The organism is Citrobacter sp. CK191, assembly GCF_030333435.1.
GTDB lineage: Bacteria > Pseudomonadota > Gammaproteobacteria > Enterobacterales > Enterobacteriaceae > Citrobacter_B > Citrobacter_B koseri.
In genome coordinates this window covers 541,799-564,112 of sequence record NZ_JAOWFX010000034.1, presented here as the reverse complement: position 1 = coordinate 564,112, position 22,314 = coordinate 541,799, and the positions used below count along the sequence as shown (strand labels likewise).

Genomic DNA, 22,314 nt, shown 5'->3' with positions numbered 1-22,314 from the left:
AGGGTGCCAGATTAACCAGTCGAATTTATGCGACAGGTATACACTTCATCCTTCAAGCTGCCTCTTTGTTGGCTGCCTTCTCTCACCCCAGTCACGTACTGGTCGTACGTTCCTGGGAATTCGCTCAGTTGCCGTCTTGATGCAACTTGAATGATTTTGTGTATAGCTATTATGCCAGTACAGTCGAAGGCGCTTTGAAAGCCAACGGCAGTTCTGCGTCGTCCTGGAAGGTCACATATTCCCAGGCTTCCTGTTTCGCCAGGACAGCCTGCAACAGTTTGTTATTCAATGCGTGACCGGACTTATACGCGGTAAACGCACCAATAATGTTGTGACCACACATGAACAAATCACCGATCGCGTCGAGCATTTTGTGACGAACAAATTCGTCTTCAAAACGCAGGCCGTCCTCGTTCAGTACGCGATAATCGTCAACAACGATGGCACAATCGAAGCTGCCGCCCAGGCACAGGCCACGGGACTGCAAATATTCGATATCACGCATGAAACCGAAGGTACGCGCACGGCTGATCTGGCGCATGAACGCATCCGCAGAGAAGTTCATCGCATAGCGCTGGCTGCTGGAATCAATCGCCGGATGGTTAAAGTCGATGGTGAAATCCAACGTAAAACCATTGTACGGCTTAAATTCAGCCCACTTATCGCCATCTTCGACGCGAACCGTCTCTTTGATGCGTACAAATTTTTTGGCGCAGTTCAGCTCATCAATACCCGCATCAAGCAGCAGGTAGACGAACGGAGCAGCACTGCCATCCATGATCGGGATTTCCGGCGCATCGACTTCGATAACGATATTATCGATACCCAGACCCGCCAGAGCAGCGTTAAGGTGCTCTACGGTTGAAATCCGTACATCATGCTCGTTGACCAGACACGTACAGAGCATGGTATCACGCACAGATTTGGCATCGGCCGGGAAATCTACCGGTGGATTCAAGTCGGTGCGACGATAGATGACCCCGGTGTTGGCCGGCGCAGGGCGTAAGGTCAGGGTGACTTTCTTGCCGGTATGTAAACCGACACCTGTCGCCTGAACGATACGTTTAAGTGTCCTTTGTTTGATCATCGTATAATCTCGCCAAATTACCTATCCAACCGAAGTGTACTATACATTCGGTGGGCCAGTTTAGCACAAAGAGCCGTGAATCCCAAATTCCAGCCAATTCTTAATCGGCTTGCTTACGCAGGAACGCAGGGATATCCAGATAATCCGGTTCTTTTGCCGTTTGCGGCGTATTGTCGTTCACCACTTTTGCGACCGGCTTCTGCTCTTGCGTCAGCGGCGCCATGCCGTGCTGCTGGTAACGATCCATCACCGGCTGCTGTACCTGTTTGTTGGTCACCAGGGTGATTTCAGGACGCTTGTCCATACCAATACCGGTTGCCACAACGGTGACGCGCAGTTCGTCGTTCATATCCGGGTCCAGAGAAGTACCGATAACCACGGTCGCGTTATCCGACGCAAAAGCACGGATGGTGTTACCGACGGTTTCGAACTCATCCAGACGCAGGTCGAAGCCCGCAGTGATGTTAACCAGCACGCCGCGCGCGCCAGACAGATCGATATCTTCCAGCAGTGGAGAAGAGATCGCCATTTCTGCCGCTTCTTCCGCACGATCTTCACCGCTTGCCACGCCGGAGCCCATCATCGCGTAGCCCATTTCGGACATCACGGTGCGCACGTCTGCAAAGTCGACGTTCATCAGACCCGGGCGGGTAATCAGCTCAGCGATACCCTGAACCGCGCCTTTCAGCACGTCGTTCGCCGCGCCAAACGCATCCAGCAGGGAGATACCGCGCCCCAGCACTTTCAGCAGTTTGTCGTTCGGGATGGTGATCAGCGAGTCCACATGTTTGGACAGCTCAGTAATACCCTGCTCCGCGAATGCCATGCGCTTCTTGCCTTCGAAGTTGAAAGGCTTCGTCACCACGGCAACGGTCAGGATACCTAAATCTTTTGCCACTTCCGCAACCACTGGCGCTGCACCGGTACCGGTACCGCCGCCCATGCCTGCTGCGATAAACACCATGTCTGCGCCGTCAAGCGCTGCACGCAGTGCTTCACGATCTTCGTCCGCCGCATTGCGACCGACTTCCGGGTTTGCACCCGCGCCCAGACCTTTGGTGATGCCGCTACCAATCTGAATGGTCTGCCCAACCGCAGTCTTACGCAACGCCTGAGCGTCGGTATTCACCGCGAAGAATTCAACACCTTCGATGCGCTCGCGCACCATGTGTTCAACGGCATTACCGCCGCCGCCACCGACGCCGATGACTTTAATCACCGCGTCGTTGGTCAGTTCCATAGGTTCAAACATAGTTTCTCTCCGTTTTGTGCCTGTCGCCTGAGACCGTTAATAGTCGCCGGTCTCATAAAAATTAAAACTCTTTTCGCAGCCAGCTATTAAGTCGCTTGATCCACGAGCCAACTGATGCCGTAACACGTTTTTCCACTTCCGCTTCGCCACTTAAGTGGGACTCTTTCCCGTAGTGAAGCAGCCCCACCGCCGTTGAGTAGTACGGCTCCTGGGCATAATCCGTCAGTCCGGTAATATTCAGCGGCGCGCCAATACGCACTTGCGTATGGAACACGCGCTGAGCACAGGCAGCAAGACCTTCAATTTGCGCCGCGCCGCCGGTTAATACAATCCCCGCCGCCAGATGATGTTTCACACCCTGCTGGCGAAGCTGTTCCTGTAATTGCAAAATCTCTTCGTTGACCAAGTTGAGCAGCTCGGTGTAACGCGGCTCAATCACCTCCGCAAGCGTCTGACGTTGCAGACTACGCGGCGGACGACCGCCCACGCTCGGCACTTCAACGCTTTCGTCTTTGCCGACGATAGAACCCAGCGCGCAGCCGTGACGCACTTTGATGGCTTCAGCATCGCTCGGCGGCGTACCGAAGGCATACGCGATATCGCTGGTCACGACATTCCCTGCGTAAGGGATTACCTTGGTATGGCGCAACGCCCCGCCAGTATAAACGGCGATATCCATTGTACCACCACCGATATCAACCACGCAGACGCCCAGTTCACGTTCATCTTCCGTTAAAACGGAGTAACTGGCCGCTAACCCGGCAAATATGAGTTGGTCAACTTTCAGGCCACAACGTTCCACCGCTTTAACGATGTTTTTCGCCATGTCGTTGTGGCATGTGATCAAGTGCACTTTTGCCTGCATACGCACGCCGGAAAGGCCAACCGGATTCTTAATGCCTTCCTGGTAATCGATCGCATATTCCTGCGGAATGACATGCAGTACACGATGCTCATCACGCACGCGCACCGACTTCGCGGTATGCACGACGTTTTCCACATCTTCCTGCGTCACTTCTTCTTCGGAGATCGGCACCATACCAATTTCATTCTGACAGCTAATGTGCTTGCCAGAAAGCGCCAGATACACCGAGGAGATCTGGCAATCCGCCATCAGCTCCGCCTGGTCAATGGCGCGCTGTACGCATTTCACCACTGACTCGAGGTCGTTCACCCCGCCTTTATCCATACCTCGCGACGGGCAACTGCCCACGCCAATGATATTGACCATACCGTCGGGCAGAACTTCCCCTACTAAAGCGGCAACCTTCGCGGTGCCAATCTCCAGTCCTACTACCAGTTTTCTGTCCGTCGCCTTGATCATTGTTGTTCTGCCTGTGCCTGATTCTGTTGCTGATTAGATTCCTCTGGAGGTAAGGGTGCCCACCCTACTGCCGCCCCCGAGTCATAACGCAAATCAACGTAGCTTATCCGTTTGCCATCGGTTTGCGCCTGCTGCTGTAAAACCGGATAAAGTTCTACAAAGCGAGCCAAACGTTTCATCGTATCGCCCCTGCCGAGGTTGAGCTTAATATCGTTATTCAGCGTCAACTGCCAGGAACGACGCGCGGTCATTGCCGCTTCCTTCAGGGTGAATCTGTCCTTAGCCAGCACCTGCCCCATATCGCGATACCCCTGCAACACTTCACTCGCGCTGCCTTCCGGGCCATACAACATGGGTAATACCTGTTTACTGGTTCGCTCTGCCGGTACGCTGAAGGTATTGCCTTCGGCATCAACCATATGCTGATCATTCCAACGCGCAATCGGCACATATTCAACCAGATGAATCTTCAATTCATCAGGCCATTGCTTTCTGACGCTGGCCTGTTTAATCCACGGTAAACGCTCTATCTGGCTCTGGATAATGTTCACATCCTGAGTCATAAACGTACCCGGCGCGCCCAACGCCAGAATCGACTGGCGGATGTCATCATTGCGCGTGTAATGCCGCTCGCCGGTCAACACCAGTTTCGACAACGGCAAACGCTGCGCGTCTTCCATCCAGCCCAACACAACCCAGCCGCTGACAAACACGGTGCAGAGCACCGTCAGCAGGAACAGTATTCCTGCAAGACGCGTTCCATTATTGCGCCGTGAAGAAGACACCTCTTCATCACTGTTTCGCGTGTTCAGCGCAGCCTGCGACATATCAGTCCGCCAACTCCAGAATTCGTACCACCAACTGCGAGAAGCTCATGCCCGCCTGACGCGCCGCCATCGGCACCAGACTGTGGCTGGTCATACCCGGCGAGGTATTCGCTTCCAGCAGATAAAACTGGCCATCGCTGTCCAGCATGACGTCGATGCGGCCCCATCCTTTGCAACCCAACGCGGTCCACGCTTTCAGGACCAATGTCTGCAAAATAGCCTCTTGTTCCTCTTCCAGACCTGCCGGGCAGAAATATTGTGTCTCATCAGAGAGATACTTCGCCTCATAATCATAGAAGGTTCCGGCGGGTTGGATACGAATTGACGGTAAAATTTCTTCACCGAGTATCGCAACCGTAAATTCCGGGCCACTGAGCCATTTCTCAATCAGTACTTCTTCATCATGCTGAAAAGCCAATGCTAATGCTGCCTGCAAAGCATTTTCTTCTACCACTTTCGACATGCCGACGCTGGAACCTTCACGGCTCGGCTTCACAATCAGCGGCAAACCCAGCGCAGAAATTCGCGTTAGCGCGTCGTCGCTAAGCCCTTTTTCAAACTCAGCGCGCGTCAATGCCACCCACGGCGCAACCGGTAATCCGGCGCCCTGCCACAGCAATTTGCTGCGCAGTTTATCCATTGAGATTGCTGAAGCCATCACCCCGCTGCCGGTATAGGGCAGGCCAATCAGATCCAGCATCCCTTGCAGCGTGCCATCTTCACCGCCGCGACCATGCAACGCAATAAACACCTTCTGAAAACCCATTGATTTCAGCAAGGTGACATCAACCTCTTTCGGGTCGATCGGATGCGCATCCACGCCGCCTTCGCGTAACCCGGCCAGCACCGCCGTGCCGGAATTCAGCGAAACATCACGTTCGGCGGAGGTTCCACCCAACAGGACCGCGATTTTATCAGCCATGTTGCTCCTCCTCCTGGGTTTGCGGCTTCAGTTTAATTTCAGCTAAGGTGCGCGCAATTTTGCCGATATTTCCCGCGCCTTGCACCAAAATCAAATCATTACCGGTTAATACCGGCGCCAGCATTTGCGCAACCTGCGCCGGATCGGAGACCAGAATCGGGTCAATTTTACCGCGACCGCGAATCGTACGGCACAGCGAACGGCTGTCCGCTCCCGGAATTGGCGCTTCGCCTGCGGCGTAAACATCCAGCATTAACAGCGCGTCAACCTGCGTCAGCACGTTGGCGAAATCGTCGTACAGATCGCGCGTACGCGTGAAGCGGTGCGGCTGGAAAACCATCACCAGATTTTTATCCGGCCAGCCTGCACGCGCGGCTTTAATGGTGGCGTCGACTTCCGTTGGATGATGGCCGTAATCATCGACCAGCATCGCCGTCCCTGCTTTACCGTTTACCGGCTCAAGCGGGAATTCGCCGAGGAAATCGAAGCGACGCCCGGTACCCTGGAAGCTTTCCAGCGCGCGCAGAATCGCCTCGTCGTCAATCCCCTCTTCGGTCGCCACCGCCACGGCAGCCGCCGCATTCAGCGCATTGTGGCGGCCCGGCGCATTCAGCGTCACCTGCATTGCAGGTTTATCCTGACGCAGCAGCGTAAAATGCCCCTGCGGCCCAACCTGCTGGTACTCTTCCACACGCACGTCAGCGTCGTCGCTAAAACCATAAGTTGTGGTCTGACGGCCCACGCGCGGCAGCAGCTCGCGGATCACCGGATCGTCAACACACATCACTGCACGACCATAAAACGGCAAATTGTGCAGGAAATTAATAAAGGTCTGCTTCAAATTTTCGAAGTCGCCCTGGTAAGTATCCATATGGTCGGCTTCAATATTGGTGACAATCGCCACCATCGGTTGCAGATGCAGGAACGACGCATCGCTCTCATCCGCTTCCGCAATCAGATAACGGCTGTGGCCTAAACGCGCATGCACGCCAGCCGCTTTCACCAGCCCACCGTTGACGAAGGTCGGGTCCAGCCCCGCTTCCGCGTAAATGCTGGAGACCATCGCGGTGGTCGTTGTTTTACCGTGCGTCCCAGCAATGGCGATGCCGTGACGAAAACGCATTAACTCCGCCAGCATCTCCGCGCGGCGGATCACCGGAATACGCGCTTCATGCGCCGCGACAATCTCCGGGTTATCCGCAGAGATCGCGCTGGAAACCACCACCACGCTCGCATCGCGCACGTTTTCCGGGCGATGATTAAAGAAAATGGTGGCGCCGAGGTTCGCCAGTTGCTGCGTAACCGGATTCGGCGCTAAATCAGAACCACTGATCTGATACCCTTCATTGGCCAGAACTTCGGCAATACCGCCCATACCGGCACCACCGATGCCGACAAAGTGGATGTGCCGAACGCGACGCATTTCGGGCACGATAGAACGCAGTTTTGCCAGTTGTTGTGTATTCATTCTTTACGCCATTCACTTCTCAATTCATGCGGTGCAAAAGGCACCGCCACAATTACGCCCGGGCAGCCCGGCTCACTTCATTTGCAACACGCTCGGTGGCATCTGGAATAGATGCAGCGCGGGCACGTTCTGCCATGGTTAATAACGTTTCTCGCGACCACCCGGCCAGGGTGCTGGCGACGGCATCCACAGTAAACTGCGGCTGCTCAAAAATTTTGGCGGCCCCCGCTTTCTCCAGCGGCAGGGCATTCCAGTACTGCTGCCGGTCTTTATGCTGAAACGGCACAAACAGCGCGGGCAAACCGGCGGCGGCGATTTCACTCACCGTTAACGCGCCAGAGCGGCAAACGACAACATCCGCCCACGCATAGGCTGCGGCCATGTCATCAATAAATTCCGTCACCTTATGCTGCGGTTGCCCCGCCCCGGCATAAGCCTGCTCTACGGTCTGCTGCGCGCCTTTACCGCTTTGATGCCAGATAGTGACCGTATCGCCCAGTTTTGCCGCAACCTGCGGCAGCGTCTGGTTCAATACCCGCGCCCCCTGAGAGCCGCCCACCACCAGCACGCGAATCGGCCCTTCACGTCCGGCCAGGCGTTCTTGCGGCAAGGGAAGCGCCAGTACGTCAGTACGTACCGGGTTTCCGACCACGTCCGCTTTCGGAAACGCGCCGGGAAAAGCCTGCATCACCGTCGTGGCGATTTTCGCCAGCCACTTATTGGTCAACCCTGCAATGCCGTTTTGCTCATGCAGCACAACCGGAATACCCAGCGACCACGCCGCCAGACCGCCGGGGCCAGAGACATAGCCGCCCATGCCGAGCACCACATCAGGCTTAAACCGCTTCATGATCGCCCGCGCCTGACGCCAGGCGTTAAAAATACGCAGCGGTGCCGCCAGCAGCGCTTTCACGCCTTTTCCGCGCAAACCGGAAATGCGAATAAAATCAATCTCAATGCCATGCTTCGGCACTAAATCCGCTTCCATACGATCGGCGGTTCCGAGCCAGCGTACTTGCCAGCCCTGGTCCATTAAATGGTGCGCGACGGCCAGTCCCGGGAACACATGTCCGCCAGTACCGCCCGCCATCACCATTAACCGCTTCGGTTGACCACTCATCGTGAACCTCGTGTAAACGCCTGCGCTTTTTCCAGACGCGTTTCATAATCAATACGTAACAAAAACATGATGGCCGTCGACATGATCAGCAAACTGGAACCACCATAACTGATCAGCGGCAGCGTCAGCCCCTTCGTTGGCAGCATGCCTGCCGCCGCGCCGACGTTGACCAGCGCCTGGAAACTGAACCAGATTCCAATCGAGCAGGCCAGGAACCCTGAAAAACGGTGATCAATCTCCAGCGCCTTACGGCCAATCGACATCGCGCGAAAAGCGACGAAGAATACCATTAAAAGCGCCAGTACCACACCGATATAACCCAGTTCTTCCCCAATAATGGCGAAGATGAAGTCAGTATGCGCTTCCGGCAGATACTCCAGTTTTTGTACCGAGTTCCCCAGCCCCTGCCCCCACATCTCACCACGGCCAAATGCCATCAGGGATTGCGTCAGCTGGTAGCCGCTGCCAAACGGATCTTCCCAGGGGTTCCAGAAAGAGGTCACACGGCGAATACGATACGGTTCGGCGAGGATCAGCAGGATCACCGCCGATATCCCCATGCCGATGATGGCAATGAACTGCCATAACTTCGCCCCGGCGAGAAACAGCATCGCCAGCGTGGTAACGAACAGCACCACCACCGTCCCGAGATCGGGCTGCGCCAGCAGCAAAATCGCCAGCACCAGAATCACGCCCATCGGTTTTAAGAAGCCGCGCAGGTTATTACGCACTTCATCAACTTTGCGCACCAGATAGTTGGCGAGGTAGCAGAACAGCGACAGTTTGGTAAATTCCGCAGGCTGAATACGCAGCGGCCCCAGCGCAATCCAACGCGATGCCCCGTTAACTGAGCTACCCACCACCAGCACGATCAACAACATGATGATCGACGCGATCAGCATCGTGGTGCTGTACTTTTGCCAGAACTCCATCGGTAAACGCAGCGTGATCATCGCCAGGCAAAACGCCAGGAGTATGTACAGCGCGTCACGCTTGGCAAACAGGAAAGGATCGTTCGCCAGACGTTGTCCGACAGGCATTGACGCCGACGTCACCATGATGAAACCGATCGCCGCCAGGCCAAATGTCAGCCAGAGCAACGTGCGGTCGTACATGATCAGGCTATCGTCGTCTTTATCGCGCGACGCCATCACCCAGCCTTTAAGCGCCGTAAAGACCCATACCAGGATTCCAAATCCCGGCAGGCGCGGCATTCTCAGGCGAGGGAGAGATAAACGCATCAACCTAACTCCTTCGCCAGACGGGTAAAGACATCGCCCCGTTGCTCAAAATTCTTAAACTGATCGAGGCTGGCGCAGGCCGGAGACAGCAGGACCATATCGCCCGGTTGCAAACGCGGCGCCAGCAGACGCATCGCCTCTTCCATCGTCTCAGTTTGTTCTGCGATTTCTGGGCGCAGCGCCGCCAGCTGCGCGCCATCACGACCAAAGCAGTACAGGCGAACGCGATCGCCGCCCAGGTAACGGGTGAGCGAAGAGAAATCCGCCGATTTACTATCGCCGCCGAGCAGCAGGTGCAGCGTACCGTCTACGTGCAGGCCATTCAGCGCCGCTTCCGTGCTGCCTACGTTGGTGGCTTTGGAGTCGTTAATCCAGCGCACGCCGTTATGCTCCAGCGCCAGCTGGAAGCGATGCGCCAGGCCGGTAAAGGTCGTCAACGCTTTCAGGCTGCTGGCGTGCGGTAAACCCGCCGCATCGGCCAGCGCCAGCGCCGCCAGCGCATTGGTGTAGTTGTGCTGGCCGGAAAGCTTCATCTCTTTCACGTTCAACACTTTTTCACCCTTCACCCGCAGCCAGGTCTCGCCCTGCTGGCGATTGAGGTGATAATCCCCCATGTTGACGCCAAAACTGACGCAACGCGCATCCGCGCCGCGTACCGGCATGGTCAGCGCGTCATCGGCATTCACCACGCAAACTTTCGCATTCTCATACACGCGCAGTTTTGCCGCGCGATACTGTTGCAGACCAAACGGATATCGGTCCATATGGTCTTCGGTAACGTTCAGGATGGTTGCGGCAACGGCCTGTAGGCTGGATGTCGTTTCCAGCTGGAAGCTGGAAAGCTCCAGTACGTACAGCTCGCGAGCGGCGTCCAGCAGCATCAACGCAGGCAGACCGATGTTACCGCCAATGCCCACGTTCACGCCCGCCGCTTTCGCCATCTCGCCTACCAGCGTGGTCACGGTGCTTTTACCGTTCGATCCGGTGATCGCCACGATCGGCGCCTGCGCTTCGCGACAGAACAGTTCGATATCGCCGACAATCTCAATACCTGCATCGGCGGCAGCGCTCAGTGAAGGATGCGCCAGAGCAATACCAGGGCTGGCGACGATCAGATCCGCCGCCAGTAGCCAGTCATCATTCAGGCTGCCGACGTGACGCTCTACCGCTTCCGGTAATTTGTCCAGACCCGGCGGCGTCGCACGGGTATCCATTACGCGCGGCGTTACGCCGCGCGCCAGGAAAAAGTCCACGCAGGAAAGCCCGGTCAATCCCAGACCAATAATGACGACTTTTTTACCCTGGTAATCAGCCATGATTAACGTACCTTCAGCGTTGCCAGGCCAATCAGGACCAGCATCAGCGAAATAATCCAGAAGCGCACGATAACGCGCGGTTCCGGCCAGCCTTTCAGTTCATAGTGATGATGAATCGGCGCCATGCGGAAGATGCGCTGTCCGCGCAATTTAAAGGAACCGACCTGCAAAATGACTGACAGGGTTTCCACCACAAACACGCCGCCCATAATCACCAGCAAAAACTCCTGACGCAGCAGCACCGCGATGATGCCCAGCGCGCCGCCCAGCGCCAGCGACCCGACGTCTCCCATAAAGACCTGCGCCGGATAGGTGTTAAACCACAGGAAACCTAAGCCCGCGCCGACAATCGCCGTACAGACAATCACCAGTTCACCGGCATGACGTAAGTACGGAATATGCAGGTAGTTGGCGAAATTCATGTTGCCGGTTGCCCACGCCACCAGCGCAAAACCAGCGGCGACGAATACGGTCGGCATAATCGCCAGGCCGTCCAGGCCATCGGTCAGGTTAACCGCGTTGCCCGTTCCGACGATCACGAAGTACGCCAGCAGCACGTAGAACAGACCCAGTTGCGGCATCACGTCTTTAAAGAACGGCACCACCAGTTCGGTGGCCGGCGTGTCTTTCCCCGCCAGATACAGCGCGAACGCCACGCCCAGCGCAATCACCGACATCCAGAAATATTTCCAGCGAGCAATCAGCCCTTTGGTGTCTTTACGCACCACTTTGCGGTAATCATCGACAAAACCAATAATGCCGTAGCCCACCAGCACCACCAGCACGCACCAGACGTACGGGTTAGACGGGTAAGCCCACAGCAGGACGGAGACCACAATCGCCGTCAGAATCATAATGCCGCCCATTGTCGGCGTACCGCGCTTGCTAAAGTGCGATTCCGGGCCGTCATTACGCACGACCTGGCCAAAAGACAATTTTTGTAAGCGGGCAATCATACGCGGGCCCATCCACAAGGAGATGAACAGCGCGGTCAGCAGGCTGACGATGGCGCGAAACGTCAGATAGGAAAAGACGTTAAAGCCGGAATAATATTTGACCAAATGTTCGGCCAGCCAAACTAACATGTTCCATTCTCCTGTAATGCGCGTACTACCTCTTCCATGGCGGCACTACGTGAACCCTTCACTAAAATGGTAATAATCTGATGCTCCGCAATCAGCGTGTTAAGACGCGCGACCAGAGCCGATTTATCCGCAAAATGCTCGCCAACGCCGCTGGCATTGCCGATCGCCTGACTCAGTTTTCCTGTACTCAGCACGCTGTCGATACCCGCCGCTTTTGCCGCGTCACCGACCTGAACATGGCATGCTTCGCTTTCCGCGCCCAGCTCCGCCATATCGCCGACCACCAGCACCCGGTAGCCCGGCATTTCAGACAGCACCTGCACAGCGGCGGTCATCGAACCGACGTTGGCGTTATAGGAGTCATCAAGTAACAGCTGGTTGTCATTCAACTGGATGGGGAACAGGCGCCCCGGCACGGCTTTCAGGTTCGCCAGACCGGTTTTAATGGCGTCAAGGGTCGCCCCTACCGCCATCGACAGCGCAGCCGCCGCCAGCGCGTTTGCAATATTGTGACGACCAGGAAGCGGCAGCAGGACGTCAATGTCGCCCGTCGGCGTTTGCAGCGTGAATTCCGTACCGTGCGAGGTCACATGGATATTGGTCGCGGTAAAATCGCTGTTGGCGGCATTCGGTGAAAAACGCCACACTTTGCGATCGCCAATAATGCCCTGCCAGTTCAGCCAGTCGTTGTTATCGGCGTTCATAATGGCGATCCCATTCACCGGCAAGCCGGTATAGATTTCGCCTTTCGCTTTCGCCACGCCCGCCAGCGAACCGAATCCTTCCAGGTGCGCTGCCGCCAGATTATTAACCAGTGCCGCTTCAGGACGCGTCAGGCCGACGGTCCAGGCAATTTCGCCCTGGTGATTGGCGCCTAACTCAATGACGGCATAGTCATAATCGTTGTTTAACCGCAGCAACGTCATCGGTACGCCGATATCGTTATTCAGGTTGCCCGCGGTGTATAAGGTGTTGCCACACTGACTCAGAATGGCGGCGGTCATCTCTTTAACGGATGTTTTGCCGGAGGAGCCGGTTAACGCCACGACGCGAGCGGGAACCTGCGCCCGAACCCATGCGGCCAGTTCGCCGAAGGCCAGCCGCGTATCTTTGACGATCAGCTGCGGCAGGTCGCAATCCAGCGGGCGACTCACCAGCAGCGCACCGGCGCCGCCCTCTTTCGCGTTATCCGCAAAATCATGGGCGTCGAAACGCTCGCCTTTCAGCGCCACAAACAGGCAGCCCGGCGTCACTTTACGCGTATCGGTCGTGACTGCGTCAATCGTCAGGTCGGCGCCCTGTAATTCGCCGTGCAGAATACCGGCCAGTTGGCTGAGCGTTACGCTAATCATGCGATCACCCCCAGCAGACGCGCAGCCGTCACGCGGTCGGAGTAATCAAGGCGCTGAGTACCGACAATCTGGTAATCCTCATGCCCTTTACCCGCGACCAGAACCACGTCGTTTTCTTTCGCCTGCATAATGGCGCAGGTCACCGCCTCCGCGCGGCCTTCCATCACTTTCGCGTGCCCGGCATCCAGCATACCCGTCAGAATGTCGTTGATGATCGCGCGCGGCTCTTCGGTGCGTGGGTTATCGTCCGTCACGACCACCACGTCCGCGAACTCTTCGGCAATCGCCCCCATCAGCGGACGTTTACCTTTATCGCGATCGCCGCCGCAGCCAAAGACGCACCACAGTTGACCAGTACAGTGCAACCGCGCAGCCTGCAACGCTTTTTCCAGCGCATCCGGCGTGTGGGCGTAATCGACCACCACCGTGGTTTTGCCCGGCGCGCTGAACACCTCCATCCGCCCGCAAACCGGTTGCAGTCGGGGGGCGGTTTTCAGCAGATCCGCCAGGGGATAGCCAAGCGCCAGCAACGTTGCCAGCGCCAGCAGCAGGTTGCTGACGTTAAACGCGCCCATCAGACGGCTTTCAACCTCGCCTTCGCCCCAACTGGAGTCGAAACGGATCGTCGCGCCGCTATCGTGGTACTTCACCTCAACCGCTTTCAGCCAACGTCCGTGGCAGTTCGGGTTGATATGATCCTCCATCGAGACCGCAACGGCATCCGGCAACCTCACCAGCCATCGGCGTCCGACTTCATCATCGGCATTGACGATAGCCTCGCCGTAATGGTGCGTTGAATAGAGCATCCATTTCGCCGCTTCGTAATGTTCCATGTCACCGTGATAATCAAGGTGATCGCGGCTTAAATTCGTGAAAACAGAGGCGGCAAATTTCAGCGCGGCGACCCGGTGCTGCACCAGGCCGTGGGAAGAGACTTCCATTGCGCCAAATGTTGCGCCCTGCTCAACCAGACCGGCCAGCACATGCTGTACGTCAACGGCGGAACCGGTTGTGTTCTCCGTCGGGATCACTTTGCCCAACAGGCCATTACCCACCGTTCCCATTACCGCGCTGGTTTCGCCAAGCAGTTGGCTCCACTGCGCCAGCAGTTGCGTGGTGGTGGTTTTTCCGTTCGTTCCGGTCACGCCGACCAGACGCATATGTTCAGATGGCTCGTGGTAGAAGCGGCCCGCCAGTGCAGATAAACGCTCGTTGAGCTGGCTCAGATAGATAACCGGCACACCGTGCATTTCACGGATTTCCCCGTCGGTCGCCTCATCTTTGGCCTCTGCAATAATGGCAGCCACACCTTGCGCTATCGCCTGCGGGATATATCGACGCCCGTCCGCCTGATGACCCACCACTGCCACAAAGAGATCGCCCGATGCAGCCACACGGCTGTCGAGTGTCATCTCCCGCAGTGCTCGCTCCGGTGCGCCAGGCACCCACGGAGCGAGAAGGTCGCGCAAATTACGATCTGCCACCTGTTCCCTCGCCTTGGTTAATTACAAATTCACTTTTTTCGCCCGTTGCCAGCGCATCCGGTTCGATGTTCATGGTGCGCAGTACGCCGCCCATAATGGCACCGAATACCGGCGCGGAAACGGCGCCGCCGTAGTATTTACCCGCCTGCGGATCGTTGATAACAACCACCAGCGCGAAGCGCGGCTGACTCGCAGGCGCAACGCCTGCGGTATAAGCAATGTATTTGTTGATGTAGCGGCCATCCGGCCCCACTTTTTTCGCCGTACCGGTTTTAATGGCGATGCGATAACCTTTGATCGCCGCCTTCACGCCGCCGCCGCCCGGCAGCGCCACGCTTTCCATCATGTGGACGACGGTACGAACGGTCGCTTCCGGGAAGACGCGCTCGCCCGGTACAGGAGGATCAACTTTGGTAATCGACAGCGGACGATAAACGCCGTAGCTGCCAATCGTTGCGTAGACTCGCGCTAACTGTAACGGGGTTACCATTAGCCCATAGCCGAAAGAGAAGGTGGCCCTCTCTATGTCAGACCACCGTTGTTTTTGAGGATATAAGCCACTGCGTTCTCCGACCAACCCCAAATTGGTCGCCTTTCCTAGCCCAAAACGTGAGTAAGTATCTACTAACGCTGAGGACGGCATCGCTAACGCCAGCTTAGAAACGCCGACGTTACTCGACTTCTGTAAAACCCCGGTCAGGGTCAATTCGCTGTAACGCGCCACGTCTTTGATTTCGTGACCATTAATTCGATATGGCACCGTGTTCAGCACGGTATTTTCACGCACGACCCCGCGCTGTAACGCGGTCATCACCACCATCGGTTTGACGGTTGAACCGGGTTCAAACACGTCCGTGATGGTACGGTTACGCATAGCGTCTTTCGGCGTACCGGTCAGATTATTCGGGTTGTAGGACGGGCTGTTCGCCATTGCCAGCACTTCGCCAGTATTGACATCCACCAGCACGGCGCTGCCTGACTCCGCTTTGTTGAAGGCCACGGCGTTGTTCAGTTCGCGATAGACCAACGCTTGCAGGCGCTCATCAATGCTCAGCGCCAGATTGTGCGCGGCCTGGCTGTCGGTAGAAGAGATATCTTCAATAACCCGGCCATAACGGTCTTTACGTACAATACGTTCGCCTGGCTGGCCGGTCAGCCACTTATCGAAGCTCTTCTCAACTCCTTCAATCCCCTGGCTATCGACGTTAGTGAAGCCAATGAGGTGAGCGGTCACTTCCCCGGAAGGATAGTAACGGCGGGACTCTTCGCGCAGATGAATGCCTGGCAGCTTCAGTTTTTTGATGTAGTCGCCGAGATCCGGGTTAACCTGACGCGCCAGATAGATAAAGCGGCCTTTCGGGTTCGCATTGACGCGAGCCGCCAGTTGGTCGAGCGGCATTTTCAGCGCGTCCGCCAGCGCTTTCCAGCGGTTGTCCAGCGTGATCCCGCCTGCATCATGCAGTTCTTTCGGGTCCGCCCAGATGGCTTTTACCGGCACGCTCACCGCCAGTGGGCGACCAGAGCGGTCGGTGATCATGCCACGAGAGGTGGAGACTTCCTGTACACGCAAAGAGCGCATGTCGCCCTGACGCACTAACATGTCAGGCGCAATAATTTGCAGCCAGGCCACACGCCCCAGCAGGAAACCCAGCGCCAGCAGAATACAGCCGCACAGCAACGCAAAACGCCAACTGACAAAGTTGGCTTGTTCTTCCTGGCGTTTTGGTTTGAGCGTCTTTGCCGCTGCTTTCATGCGTCGCGTTTATCCTTATTTTTGCACTACGATATTTTCTTGTGAGGGATCGACATGCTGCATCTGCAACTTTTCCGTTGCGATCCGTTCTACCCGGCTATGATCGCCGAGCGCGTTTTCTTCAAGAATCAGGTTGCGCCATTCGATATCCAGCGCATCACGCTCCAGCACCAGTTGCTCGCGCTGCGCGGTTAACAGGCGCGTATGGTGCGCCGTTGTCACGACGGTGACCGCCGTTAAAATAATGCAAATGAACAGGCAGAGTGGCAGCTTCCCAAATCGCAAAAGATCGTCACCGATCACGCCAGGCAAAGCATGGCGATTGGTGATTCCCGTCGATCCCTTCACTTTGCTCAGGGCTTCTGTCACTCTGCTGATCATGCGTTCGTCCTCTCTGCAATACGCAGAACTGAACTACGGGCGCGTGGATTTTCCGCCACTTCTTCTTCGCCCGGCATCAACTTGCCTAATGCTCTTAGCTCACGACCGCCCAGTTTTTTGAGCTGCTCTTCCGTCATCGGCAACCCTGCTGGAACCTGTGGACCGCGGCTTTGCTCACGCATAAAGCGCTTCACAATACGGTCTTCCAGCGAGTGGAAACTGATAATGGAAAGCCGCCCACCCGGGGCCAGCACACTGAGCGAGCTTTTTAGCGCCTGCTCTATCTCCTCCAGTTCACTGTTCACCCAAATGCGCACCGCCTGGAAGGTACGGGTCGCGGGATGTTTGAATTTGTCCTTCACCGGCGTCGCCGCTGCGACCACTTCCGCCAGTTCTTTGGTGCGGGTCATGGGCTGTTCGCGGTTGCGCTCCACAATGGCGCGGGCAATACGTTTCGCAAAACGCTCTTCGCCAAAGGTTTTCAGCACCCAGGCAATATCGGCTTCTTCCGCGGTTTGCAGCCATTCTGCGGCAGACTGACCGCGCGTTGGGTCCATACGCATATCCAGCGGGCCATCGCGCATAAAAGAAAAACCGCGTTCAGCATCATCGAGTTGCGGTGAAGAGACGCCAAGATCAAGGAGAATCCCGTCGATCTTGCCGATAAGTTCGCGCTCACTTACATAATCAGCAAGCGCAGAGAAAGGTCCATGAATGATGGAGAAGCGAGGATCATTGATGGCCTGGGCTTCGGCAATAGCCTGCGGATCGCGATCGATCGCCAGCAAACGTCCCTCTTCGCCAAGCCGGGAGAGGATCAGACGTGAGTGGCCGCCGCGACCAAATGTCCCATCAATGTAGATGCCGTCAGGGCGAATGTTCAGACCGTTTACGGCCTCGTCCAACAGCACCGTAGTGTGTTTAAAATTTTCCATCATCATTATAGAGACAAGTCCTGCAGTCGTTCCGACAAGGTTTCGGTTACTGACTGCTCAGCGTCGATATCTTCCTTGACCTGTTGATACCAGGTCGTTTCATCCCACAGTTCAAACTTATTGAACTGTCCAACCAGCATCACTTCTTTCGTCAGCCCGGCATGTTGCCGCAGAATCGGCGCGATCAATAAGCGACCCGCGCTATCCATCTGACATTCGCTGGCATGCCCCAACAGTAAACGCTGCACGCGGCGCTCAACCGGGTTCATGCTCGACAGACGCGATAATTTTTGCTCGATAATTTCCCATTCAGGCAGGGGGTAAAGCAGCAGGCACGGGTGATGGATGTCAATGGTACAAACCATTTGACCGGTAGCGTTCTCGATCAGTTGATCCCGGTAACGGGTGGGCACAGATAAGCGCCCCTTACTGTCGAGATTGACTAACGTTGCTCCCCGGAACATGCCAGCCTCACCCCTTATTACCACTTTGCCCCACAAATTCCCACTTAAAGGAGTTTACGGAGCGGAGGAAAAGCTTGTCAAGCAAGTCAGGACGCTTACCGGAGTAAAAAACCCAATGTATACGGCTAATATCAGCGTTGATTAAATTCCGTCCAACGAGCGAAGCAAATTAACGTTATGAATATTTGTAAGAAAAAAGATCCAAAAACTCATCACCGTTTAAAACGACTCAATATCATCTGATAAAAATATAAAGTGTCAGTTTGCGACGCGAGCGGCATTTTAGGACAATATGCAGCGAGATAACAGTACCTGTTTATCGCTCTCTACGCCCCGCACCGACAAGCCAGCCGCGACGTAGAGGCCACATCGAAAAAAAGTGTTTGTTAATTCGGCAATTCGTCGCCCGCATGTAACAAAATAATACAAAACGGGTTCAATACGACGTCTCAATAAACCTGAAGTCGGTATCGACAGGTTTAAAATCAGCATATTTGAAAGATAAGTCGGATAATTCTAAGGAATAATCTTAATTATGGTGTGAGTATTGTTGGCAGGTGAATATTTGCCCGGTCAGCGACAACGCGCCGGGCGATTTGCCAGATGGCGGCATAACCGCCTTATCCGGCATACAGAAATGGACTAACTGCGGCTAAGAATACCGCGACGGTACAAATTACGTTTGATTCGCGTTAAACCTGGCTTCGGTTTACGCGGCTCATCCAGGCTGGCCAGGACGATCTCCAGGACGCGTTCAGCAACATCACGATGACGCTGTGCGACCGCCAGAACCGGACACTGCAAGAAGTCGAGCAGTTCATTATCGCCAAAGGTGGCGATCGCCAGGTTGGAAGGCAGCTTCCCGTCACGACGTAACGTCACATCCATCACGCCCTGCAAGAGCGCAAACGACGTGGTAAACAGCGCCTGCGGCATCGGGTGAGTTTCCAGCCATTTTTCGAACAGCTGCGCCGCCGCTTCCCGCTCGTAGCTGTTGGCGTACAGATAGTGTACTTCGCGCGGATCGTCTTTCCATGCGGTACGGAACCCCTGCTCGCGCAGGAAACTGACGGACAACTCCGGCAACGCGCCCAGGTAAAGCACCGTTTCCGCCGGGAATTTACGTAACTCTGCCGCCAGCATTTCCGCATCATCCTGATCCGCCCCGACAACGCTGGTGAAATGTTCGCGATCCAGCGCGCGATCCAGCGCCACGATGGGGAATGAACCATTGGCCCAGCGCTGGTAGAACGGATGCTCCGGCGGTAACGAGGTTGATACAATGATCGCATCCACCTGGCGTTGTAGAAGATGTTCGATGCACCGCATTTCGTTATCCGGCTGATCTTCTGAGCAGGCAATCAGCAGTTGATAACCGCGCTGGCGCGCCTGGCGCTCCAGGTAGTTTGCGATACGGGTATAACTCGTGTTCTCCAGATCGGGAATGACCAGTCCGATAGAACGTGTGCGTCCAGCACGCAGCCCGGCGGCCACAGCATTCGGGTGGTAATTATGCTCACGCACCACCGCCATGACTTTCTCGACGGTCTTGTCGCTCACGCGGTATTGCTTTGCTTTTCCGTTAATAACGTAGCTTGCAGTCGTTCGCGATACACCGGCCAGCCGAGCGATTTCATCCAGTTTCACAATTGCCCCTTGCGTAAAATGTACAAACCATAACCATTGTGACGGCATGGGTTAAATTTCTTAACATCTAAGCGCAGAATAGTGACTGCGGCAACCGCTTTTATTCCGGGTTACCACTGATTTCGCAAAAAAAAGCCAACGGGTAGCGTCGGCGGAGGTTGAGACGTCGCCTGTAGGCCGGATAAGCATTAGCGCCATCCGGCAGGGTAAATGGCCTGATGGCGGCGCTACCGCGTCTTATCAGGCCTACAATTGAAAGACAACACAATGATTAACGCATGATCTTGTCGCCGCGCGAAAGCCCGACGACGCCGGAACGGGCAACTTCAACAATTTTCGCCACTTCACGCAGCGTCGCCAGAAACGCGTCCAGCTTATCGCTGGTGCCTGCCAGCTGGACGGTATAAATAGAAGGCGTGACATCAATAATCTGCCCACGGAAAATCTCCGTGTTACGCTTCACCTCTTCCCTTCCGTATCCGCTGGCCTGAATCTTCACCAGCATGATTTCTCGCTCAACGTGCGCGCCCTGCCCAAGTTCGCTTACGCGCAGAACATCCACCAGCTTGTGCAGTTGCTTTTCAATTTGCTCCAGAACTTTCTCATCGCCAACTGTCTGGATGGTCATACGCGATAACGTCGGATCGTCGGTCGGCGCGACGGTAAGGCTTTCAATGTTGTATCCACGCTGGGCGAAGAGGCCAATCACACGCGACAATGCACCCGACTCGTTTTCCAGCAATACTGATAATATCCGGCGCATAATCAGGTCCTCTCCGTTTTGCTTAACCACATTTCATCCATCCCGCCCCCACGAATCTGCATCGGGTAGACATGCTCACTGCCATCGACAGTGACATCGACAAACACCAGACGATGGTTACGCACATGTTCCAGCGCTTCGCCCAGCTTGCTCTCCAGTTCATCTGAATGATTAATCTGGATACCGATATGCCCATAAGCCTCGGCAAGGCGTACAAAATCCGGCAGCGACTGCATGTAAGACTGGGAGTGGCGCCCGGAGTAGATCATGTCCTGCCATTGTTTGACCATGCCGAGATAGCGGTTGTTAAGGTTGAGCACCAGCACCGGCAGTTCATATTGCAGCGCCGTCGACAGCTCCTGGATGTTCATCTGAATGCTGCCATCTCCCGTGACGCACACTACCGTTTCATCCGGCAGCGCCATCTTCACGCCCAGAGCCGCTGGCAGGCCAAAGCCCATCGTGCCGAGACCGCCGGAGTTAATCCAGCGACGCGGCTTATCAAAGGGGTAGTAGAGCGCGGCGAACATCTGGTGCTGGCCGACATCAGAAGTGACATACGCATCGCCTTTCGTCAGACGCCAGATAGCTTCGATCACCGCCTGCGGTTTAATGCTCTCGCTTTGGGTGTCATATTTCAGGCACTGACGAGCGCGCCAGCGTTCAATGTGTTGCCACCAGTCGCGAATATCATCCAGCGGCTGCTGCGCGACTTCCTGCGGCAGTAATTCCAGCATTTGCTCCAGAACCAGGCGCGCATCGCCCACAATGGGAATATCCGCCGTCACGGTTTTAGAGATAGACGTCGGATCGATATCAATATGCAGCACGGTCGCATTCGGGCAGTATTTCGCCAGATTATTGGTCGTGCGATCGTCAAAACGCACCCCGACGGCAAAAATCACATCGGAATGATGCATGGTCATGTTGGCTTCATAGGTGCCGTGCATCCCCAGCATCCCTAACGACTGACGATGCGTGGCCGGGAATGCGCCCAGCCCCATCAGCGACGAGACGACCGGCAGGTTGAGCGCTTCAATGGTTTGCCGCAGTTGTTCATGACAACCCGCATTCACTGCACCGCCGCCGACGTAGACCACCGGTTTCTTTGCCGCCGCCAGCGTTTGCAGCGCGCGCTTAATCTGCCCTTTATGCCCTGTCGTGGTCGGGTTATAAGAGCGCATACTGACCGACTCCGGCCAGACGTAAGGCAACTTTTTCGCCGGATTCAGAATATCTTTCGGGAGGTCCACGACCACGGGTCCAGGACGCCCGCTTGCCGCCAGCCAGAACGCTTTTTTCAGCACCTGCGGGATGTCTTCCGTCTGTTTAACGAGGAAGCTGTGTTTCACCACCGGACGTGATATCCCCACCATGTCGCATTCCTGAAAGGCGTCATAGCCAATCAACGACGTCGCCACCTGCCCGGAAAGGATGACCAGAGGAATGGAGTCCATATAGGCCGTGGCAATACCGGTGATCGCATTCGTGGCGCCTGGCCCGGAAGTGACCAGAACGACCCCGACTTCACCTGTTGCCCGCGCCAGGCCATCCGCCATATGCACAGCCGCTTGTTCATGACGGACAAGCACATGATCGATACCACCGACCGTGTGCAGCGCATCATAAATATCGAGGACCGCGCCCCCGGGATAACCGAATACCTGCTTCACGCCCTGATCGATGAGCGATCGGACGACCATCTCGGCTCCAGACAACATCTCCATGGCTTGCTCCACTATTATGATGATTTACCTTTTGCTAACACATTAACTGCTCGCCATGACGCAGGCAATTCAGGCTGATGTCGTCGTTCGAAGATAAATAAGAATAAATGAGATGAAAGCGCAGAAGAAACGGCGAATTACACCAGGATAAGCAGATGTAATGATA

At 55.7% G+C, this 22,314-nt stretch carries 19 protein-coding genes; all 19 read right to left on the bottom strand.

What is annotated here, in order from left to right:
- Positions 1 to 169: 169 nt before the first annotated feature.
- The 19 genes from lpxC to ilvI all read right to left on the bottom strand — a co-directional run bounded on the left by lpxC (position 170) and on the right by ilvI (position 22,148).
- Positions 170 to 1,087 carry a UDP-3-O-acyl-N-acetylglucosamine deacetylase gene (gene lpxC, locus OGV82_RS22345; protein WP_012134068.1) on the bottom strand — a complete coding sequence of 306 codons (918 nt, stop codon included), beginning with the start codon at positions 1,085 to 1,087 and terminating at the stop codon, positions 170 to 172.
- Between the two features lie 100 nt (positions 1,088 to 1,187).
- Entirely contained in the window at positions 1,188 to 2,339 is a 1,152-nt protein-coding gene (ftsZ, locus tag OGV82_RS22340; protein ID WP_004857884.1) for a cell division protein FtsZ, read from the bottom strand.
- 61 nt (positions 2,340 to 2,400) lie between these two features.
- Positions 2,401 to 3,663 (bottom strand): cell division protein FtsA, encoded by a 1,263-nt coding sequence (ftsA, locus tag OGV82_RS22335; protein WP_003018755.1) that lies wholly within the window; start codon positions 3,661 to 3,663, stop codon positions 2,401 to 2,403.
- Positions 3,660 to 4,490 carry a cell division protein FtsQ gene (gene ftsQ, locus OGV82_RS22330; protein ID WP_012134069.1) on the bottom strand — a complete coding sequence of 277 codons (831 nt, stop codon included), beginning with the start codon at positions 4,488 to 4,490 and terminating at the stop codon, positions 3,660 to 3,662. Before ftsQ ends, ftsA begins: the two co-directional genes overlap by 4 nt.
- Before the next feature lies 1 nt (position 4,491).
- Entirely contained in the window at positions 4,492 to 5,412 is a 921-nt protein-coding gene (locus OGV82_RS22325; protein WP_101744246.1) for a D-alanine--D-alanine ligase, read from the bottom strand.
- Complete coding sequence (murC, locus tag OGV82_RS22320; protein WP_047458927.1) at positions 5,405 to 6,880, bottom strand: UDP-N-acetylmuramate--L-alanine ligase; 1,476 nt, start codon at positions 6,878 to 6,880, stop codon at positions 5,405 to 5,407. The genes OGV82_RS22325 and murC overlap by 8 nt, the downstream gene beginning before the upstream one ends.
- Before the next feature lie 52 nt (positions 6,881 to 6,932).
- Positions 6,933 to 8,000 (bottom strand): undecaprenyldiphospho-muramoylpentapeptide beta-N-acetylglucosaminyltransferase, encoded by a 1,068-nt coding sequence (murG, locus tag OGV82_RS22315; protein WP_047458929.1) that lies wholly within the window; start codon positions 7,998 to 8,000, stop codon positions 6,933 to 6,935.
- Entirely contained in the window at positions 7,997 to 9,241 is a 1,245-nt protein-coding gene (gene ftsW / locus OGV82_RS22310; protein WP_024130710.1) for a cell division protein FtsW, read from the bottom strand. Before ftsW ends, murG begins: the two co-directional genes overlap by 4 nt.
- Positions 9,241 to 10,557 carry a UDP-N-acetylmuramoyl-L-alanine--D-glutamate ligase gene (gene murD / locus OGV82_RS22305; RefSeq protein WP_047458932.1) on the bottom strand — a complete coding sequence of 439 codons (1,317 nt, stop codon included), beginning with the start codon at positions 10,555 to 10,557 and terminating at the stop codon, positions 9,241 to 9,243. The genes ftsW and murD overlap by 1 nt, the downstream gene beginning before the upstream one ends.
- Before the next feature lie 2 nt (positions 10,558 to 10,559).
- Positions 10,560 to 11,642 (bottom strand): phospho-N-acetylmuramoyl-pentapeptide-transferase, encoded by a 1,083-nt coding sequence (gene mraY, locus OGV82_RS22300; protein ID WP_012134075.1) that lies wholly within the window; start codon positions 11,640 to 11,642, stop codon positions 10,560 to 10,562.
- Positions 11,636 to 12,994, bottom strand: a complete 1,359-nt coding sequence (gene murF, locus OGV82_RS22295) for a UDP-N-acetylmuramoyl-tripeptide--D-alanyl-D-alanine ligase (RefSeq protein ID WP_047458936.1) — start codon at positions 12,992 to 12,994, stop codon at positions 11,636 to 11,638. The genes mraY and murF overlap by 7 nt, the downstream gene beginning before the upstream one ends.
- Positions 12,991 to 14,478 carry a UDP-N-acetylmuramoyl-L-alanyl-D-glutamate--2,6-diaminopimelate ligase gene (murE, locus tag OGV82_RS22290; protein WP_047458939.1) on the bottom strand — a complete coding sequence of 496 codons (1,488 nt, stop codon included), beginning with the start codon at positions 14,476 to 14,478 and terminating at the stop codon, positions 12,991 to 12,993. Before murE ends, murF begins: the two co-directional genes overlap by 4 nt.
- On the bottom strand, positions 14,465 to 16,231 hold the full coding sequence (gene ftsI / locus OGV82_RS22285; RefSeq protein ID WP_012134078.1) for a peptidoglycan glycosyltransferase FtsI: 1,767 nt from the start codon (positions 16,229 to 16,231) through the stop codon (positions 14,465 to 14,467). The genes murE and ftsI overlap by 14 nt, the downstream gene beginning before the upstream one ends.
- A gap of 15 nt (positions 16,232 to 16,246) precedes the next feature.
- Complete coding sequence (gene ftsL, locus OGV82_RS22280; RefSeq protein WP_012134079.1) at positions 16,247 to 16,612, bottom strand: cell division protein FtsL; 366 nt, start codon at positions 16,610 to 16,612, stop codon at positions 16,247 to 16,249.
- A complete protein-coding gene (gene rsmH, locus OGV82_RS22275; protein ID WP_024130711.1) occupies positions 16,609 to 17,550 on the bottom strand; it encodes a 16S rRNA (cytosine(1402)-N(4))-methyltransferase RsmH in 942 nt (313 codons plus the stop codon). The genes ftsL and rsmH overlap by 4 nt, the downstream gene beginning before the upstream one ends.
- Before the next feature lie 2 nt (positions 17,551 to 17,552).
- Entirely contained in the window at positions 17,553 to 18,011 is a 459-nt protein-coding gene (gene mraZ, locus OGV82_RS22270; protein ID WP_012134081.1) for a division/cell wall cluster transcriptional repressor MraZ, read from the bottom strand.
- 642 nt (positions 18,012 to 18,653) lie between these two features.
- The gene (gene cra, locus OGV82_RS22265) at positions 18,654 to 19,658 is read right to left on the bottom strand and encodes a catabolite repressor/activator (RefSeq protein ID WP_024130712.1); all 1,005 of its coding nucleotides are present in this window, start codon (positions 19,656 to 19,658) and stop codon (positions 18,654 to 18,656) included.
- 271 nt (positions 19,659 to 19,929) lie between these two features.
- Positions 19,930 to 20,421 (bottom strand): acetolactate synthase small subunit, encoded by a 492-nt coding sequence (gene ilvN, locus OGV82_RS22260; RefSeq protein ID WP_003829566.1) that lies wholly within the window; start codon positions 20,419 to 20,421, stop codon positions 19,930 to 19,932.
- Between the two features lie 2 nt (positions 20,422 to 20,423).
- The gene (gene ilvI, locus OGV82_RS22255) at positions 20,424 to 22,148 is read right to left on the bottom strand and encodes an acetolactate synthase 3 large subunit (protein WP_047458942.1); all 1,725 of its coding nucleotides are present in this window, start codon (positions 22,146 to 22,148) and stop codon (positions 20,424 to 20,426) included.
- Between the last annotated feature and the right edge of the window lie 166 nt (positions 22,149 to 22,314).

Excerpts from the sequence above, each read along its gene's own strand:
- lpxC (WP_012134068.1), bottom strand. The coding sequence starts at position 1,087 with ATGATCAAACAAAGGACACTTAAACGTATCGTTCAGGCGACAGGTGTC.
- ftsZ (WP_004857884.1), bottom strand. The coding sequence starts at position 2,339 with ATGTTTGAACCTATGGAACTGACCAACGACGCGGTGATTAAAGTCATC.
- ftsA (WP_003018755.1), bottom strand. The coding sequence starts at position 3,663 with ATGATCAAGGCGACGGACAGAAAACTGGTAGTAGGACTGGAGATTGGC.
- ftsQ (WP_012134069.1), bottom strand. The coding sequence starts at position 4,490 with ATGTCGCAGGCTGCGCTGAACACGCGAAACAGTGATGAAGAGGTGTCT.
- OGV82_RS22325 (WP_101744246.1), bottom strand. The coding sequence starts at position 5,412 with ATGGCTGATAAAATCGCGGTCCTGTTGGGTGGAACCTCCGCCGAACGT.
- murC (WP_047458927.1), bottom strand. The coding sequence starts at position 6,880 with ATGAATACACAACAACTGGCAAAACTGCGTTCTATCGTGCCCGAAATG.
- murG (WP_047458929.1), bottom strand. The coding sequence starts at position 8,000 with ATGAGTGGTCAACCGAAGCGGTTAATGGTGATGGCGGGCGGTACTGGC.
- ftsW (WP_024130710.1), bottom strand. The coding sequence starts at position 9,241 with ATGCGTTTATCTCTCCCTCGCCTGAGAATGCCGCGCCTGCCGGGATTT.
- murD (WP_047458932.1), bottom strand. The coding sequence starts at position 10,557 with ATGGCTGATTACCAGGGTAAAAAAGTCGTCATTATTGGTCTGGGATTG.
- mraY (WP_012134075.1), bottom strand. The coding sequence starts at position 11,642 with ATGTTAGTTTGGCTGGCCGAACATTTGGTCAAATATTATTCCGGCTTT.
- murF (WP_047458936.1), bottom strand. The coding sequence starts at position 12,994 with ATGATTAGCGTAACGCTCAGCCAACTGGCCGGTATTCTGCACGGCGAA.
- ftsI (WP_012134078.1), bottom strand. The coding sequence starts at position 16,231 with ATGAAAGCAGCGGCAAAGACGCTCAAACCAAAACGCCAGGAAGAACAA.
- ftsL (WP_012134079.1), bottom strand. The coding sequence starts at position 16,612 with ATGATCAGCAGAGTGACAGAAGCCCTGAGCAAAGTGAAGGGATCGACG.
- rsmH (WP_024130711.1), bottom strand. The coding sequence starts at position 17,550 with ATGATGGAAAATTTTAAACACACTACGGTGCTGTTGGACGAGGCCGTA.
- mraZ (WP_012134081.1), bottom strand. The coding sequence starts at position 18,011 with ATGTTCCGGGGAGCAACGTTAGTCAATCTCGACAGTAAGGGGCGCTTA.
- ilvN (WP_003829566.1), bottom strand. The coding sequence starts at position 20,421 with ATGCGCCGGATATTATCAGTATTGCTGGAAAACGAGTCGGGTGCATTG.
- ilvI (WP_047458942.1), bottom strand. The coding sequence starts at position 22,148 with ATGGAGATGTTGTCTGGAGCCGAGATGGTCGTCCGATCGCTCATCGAT.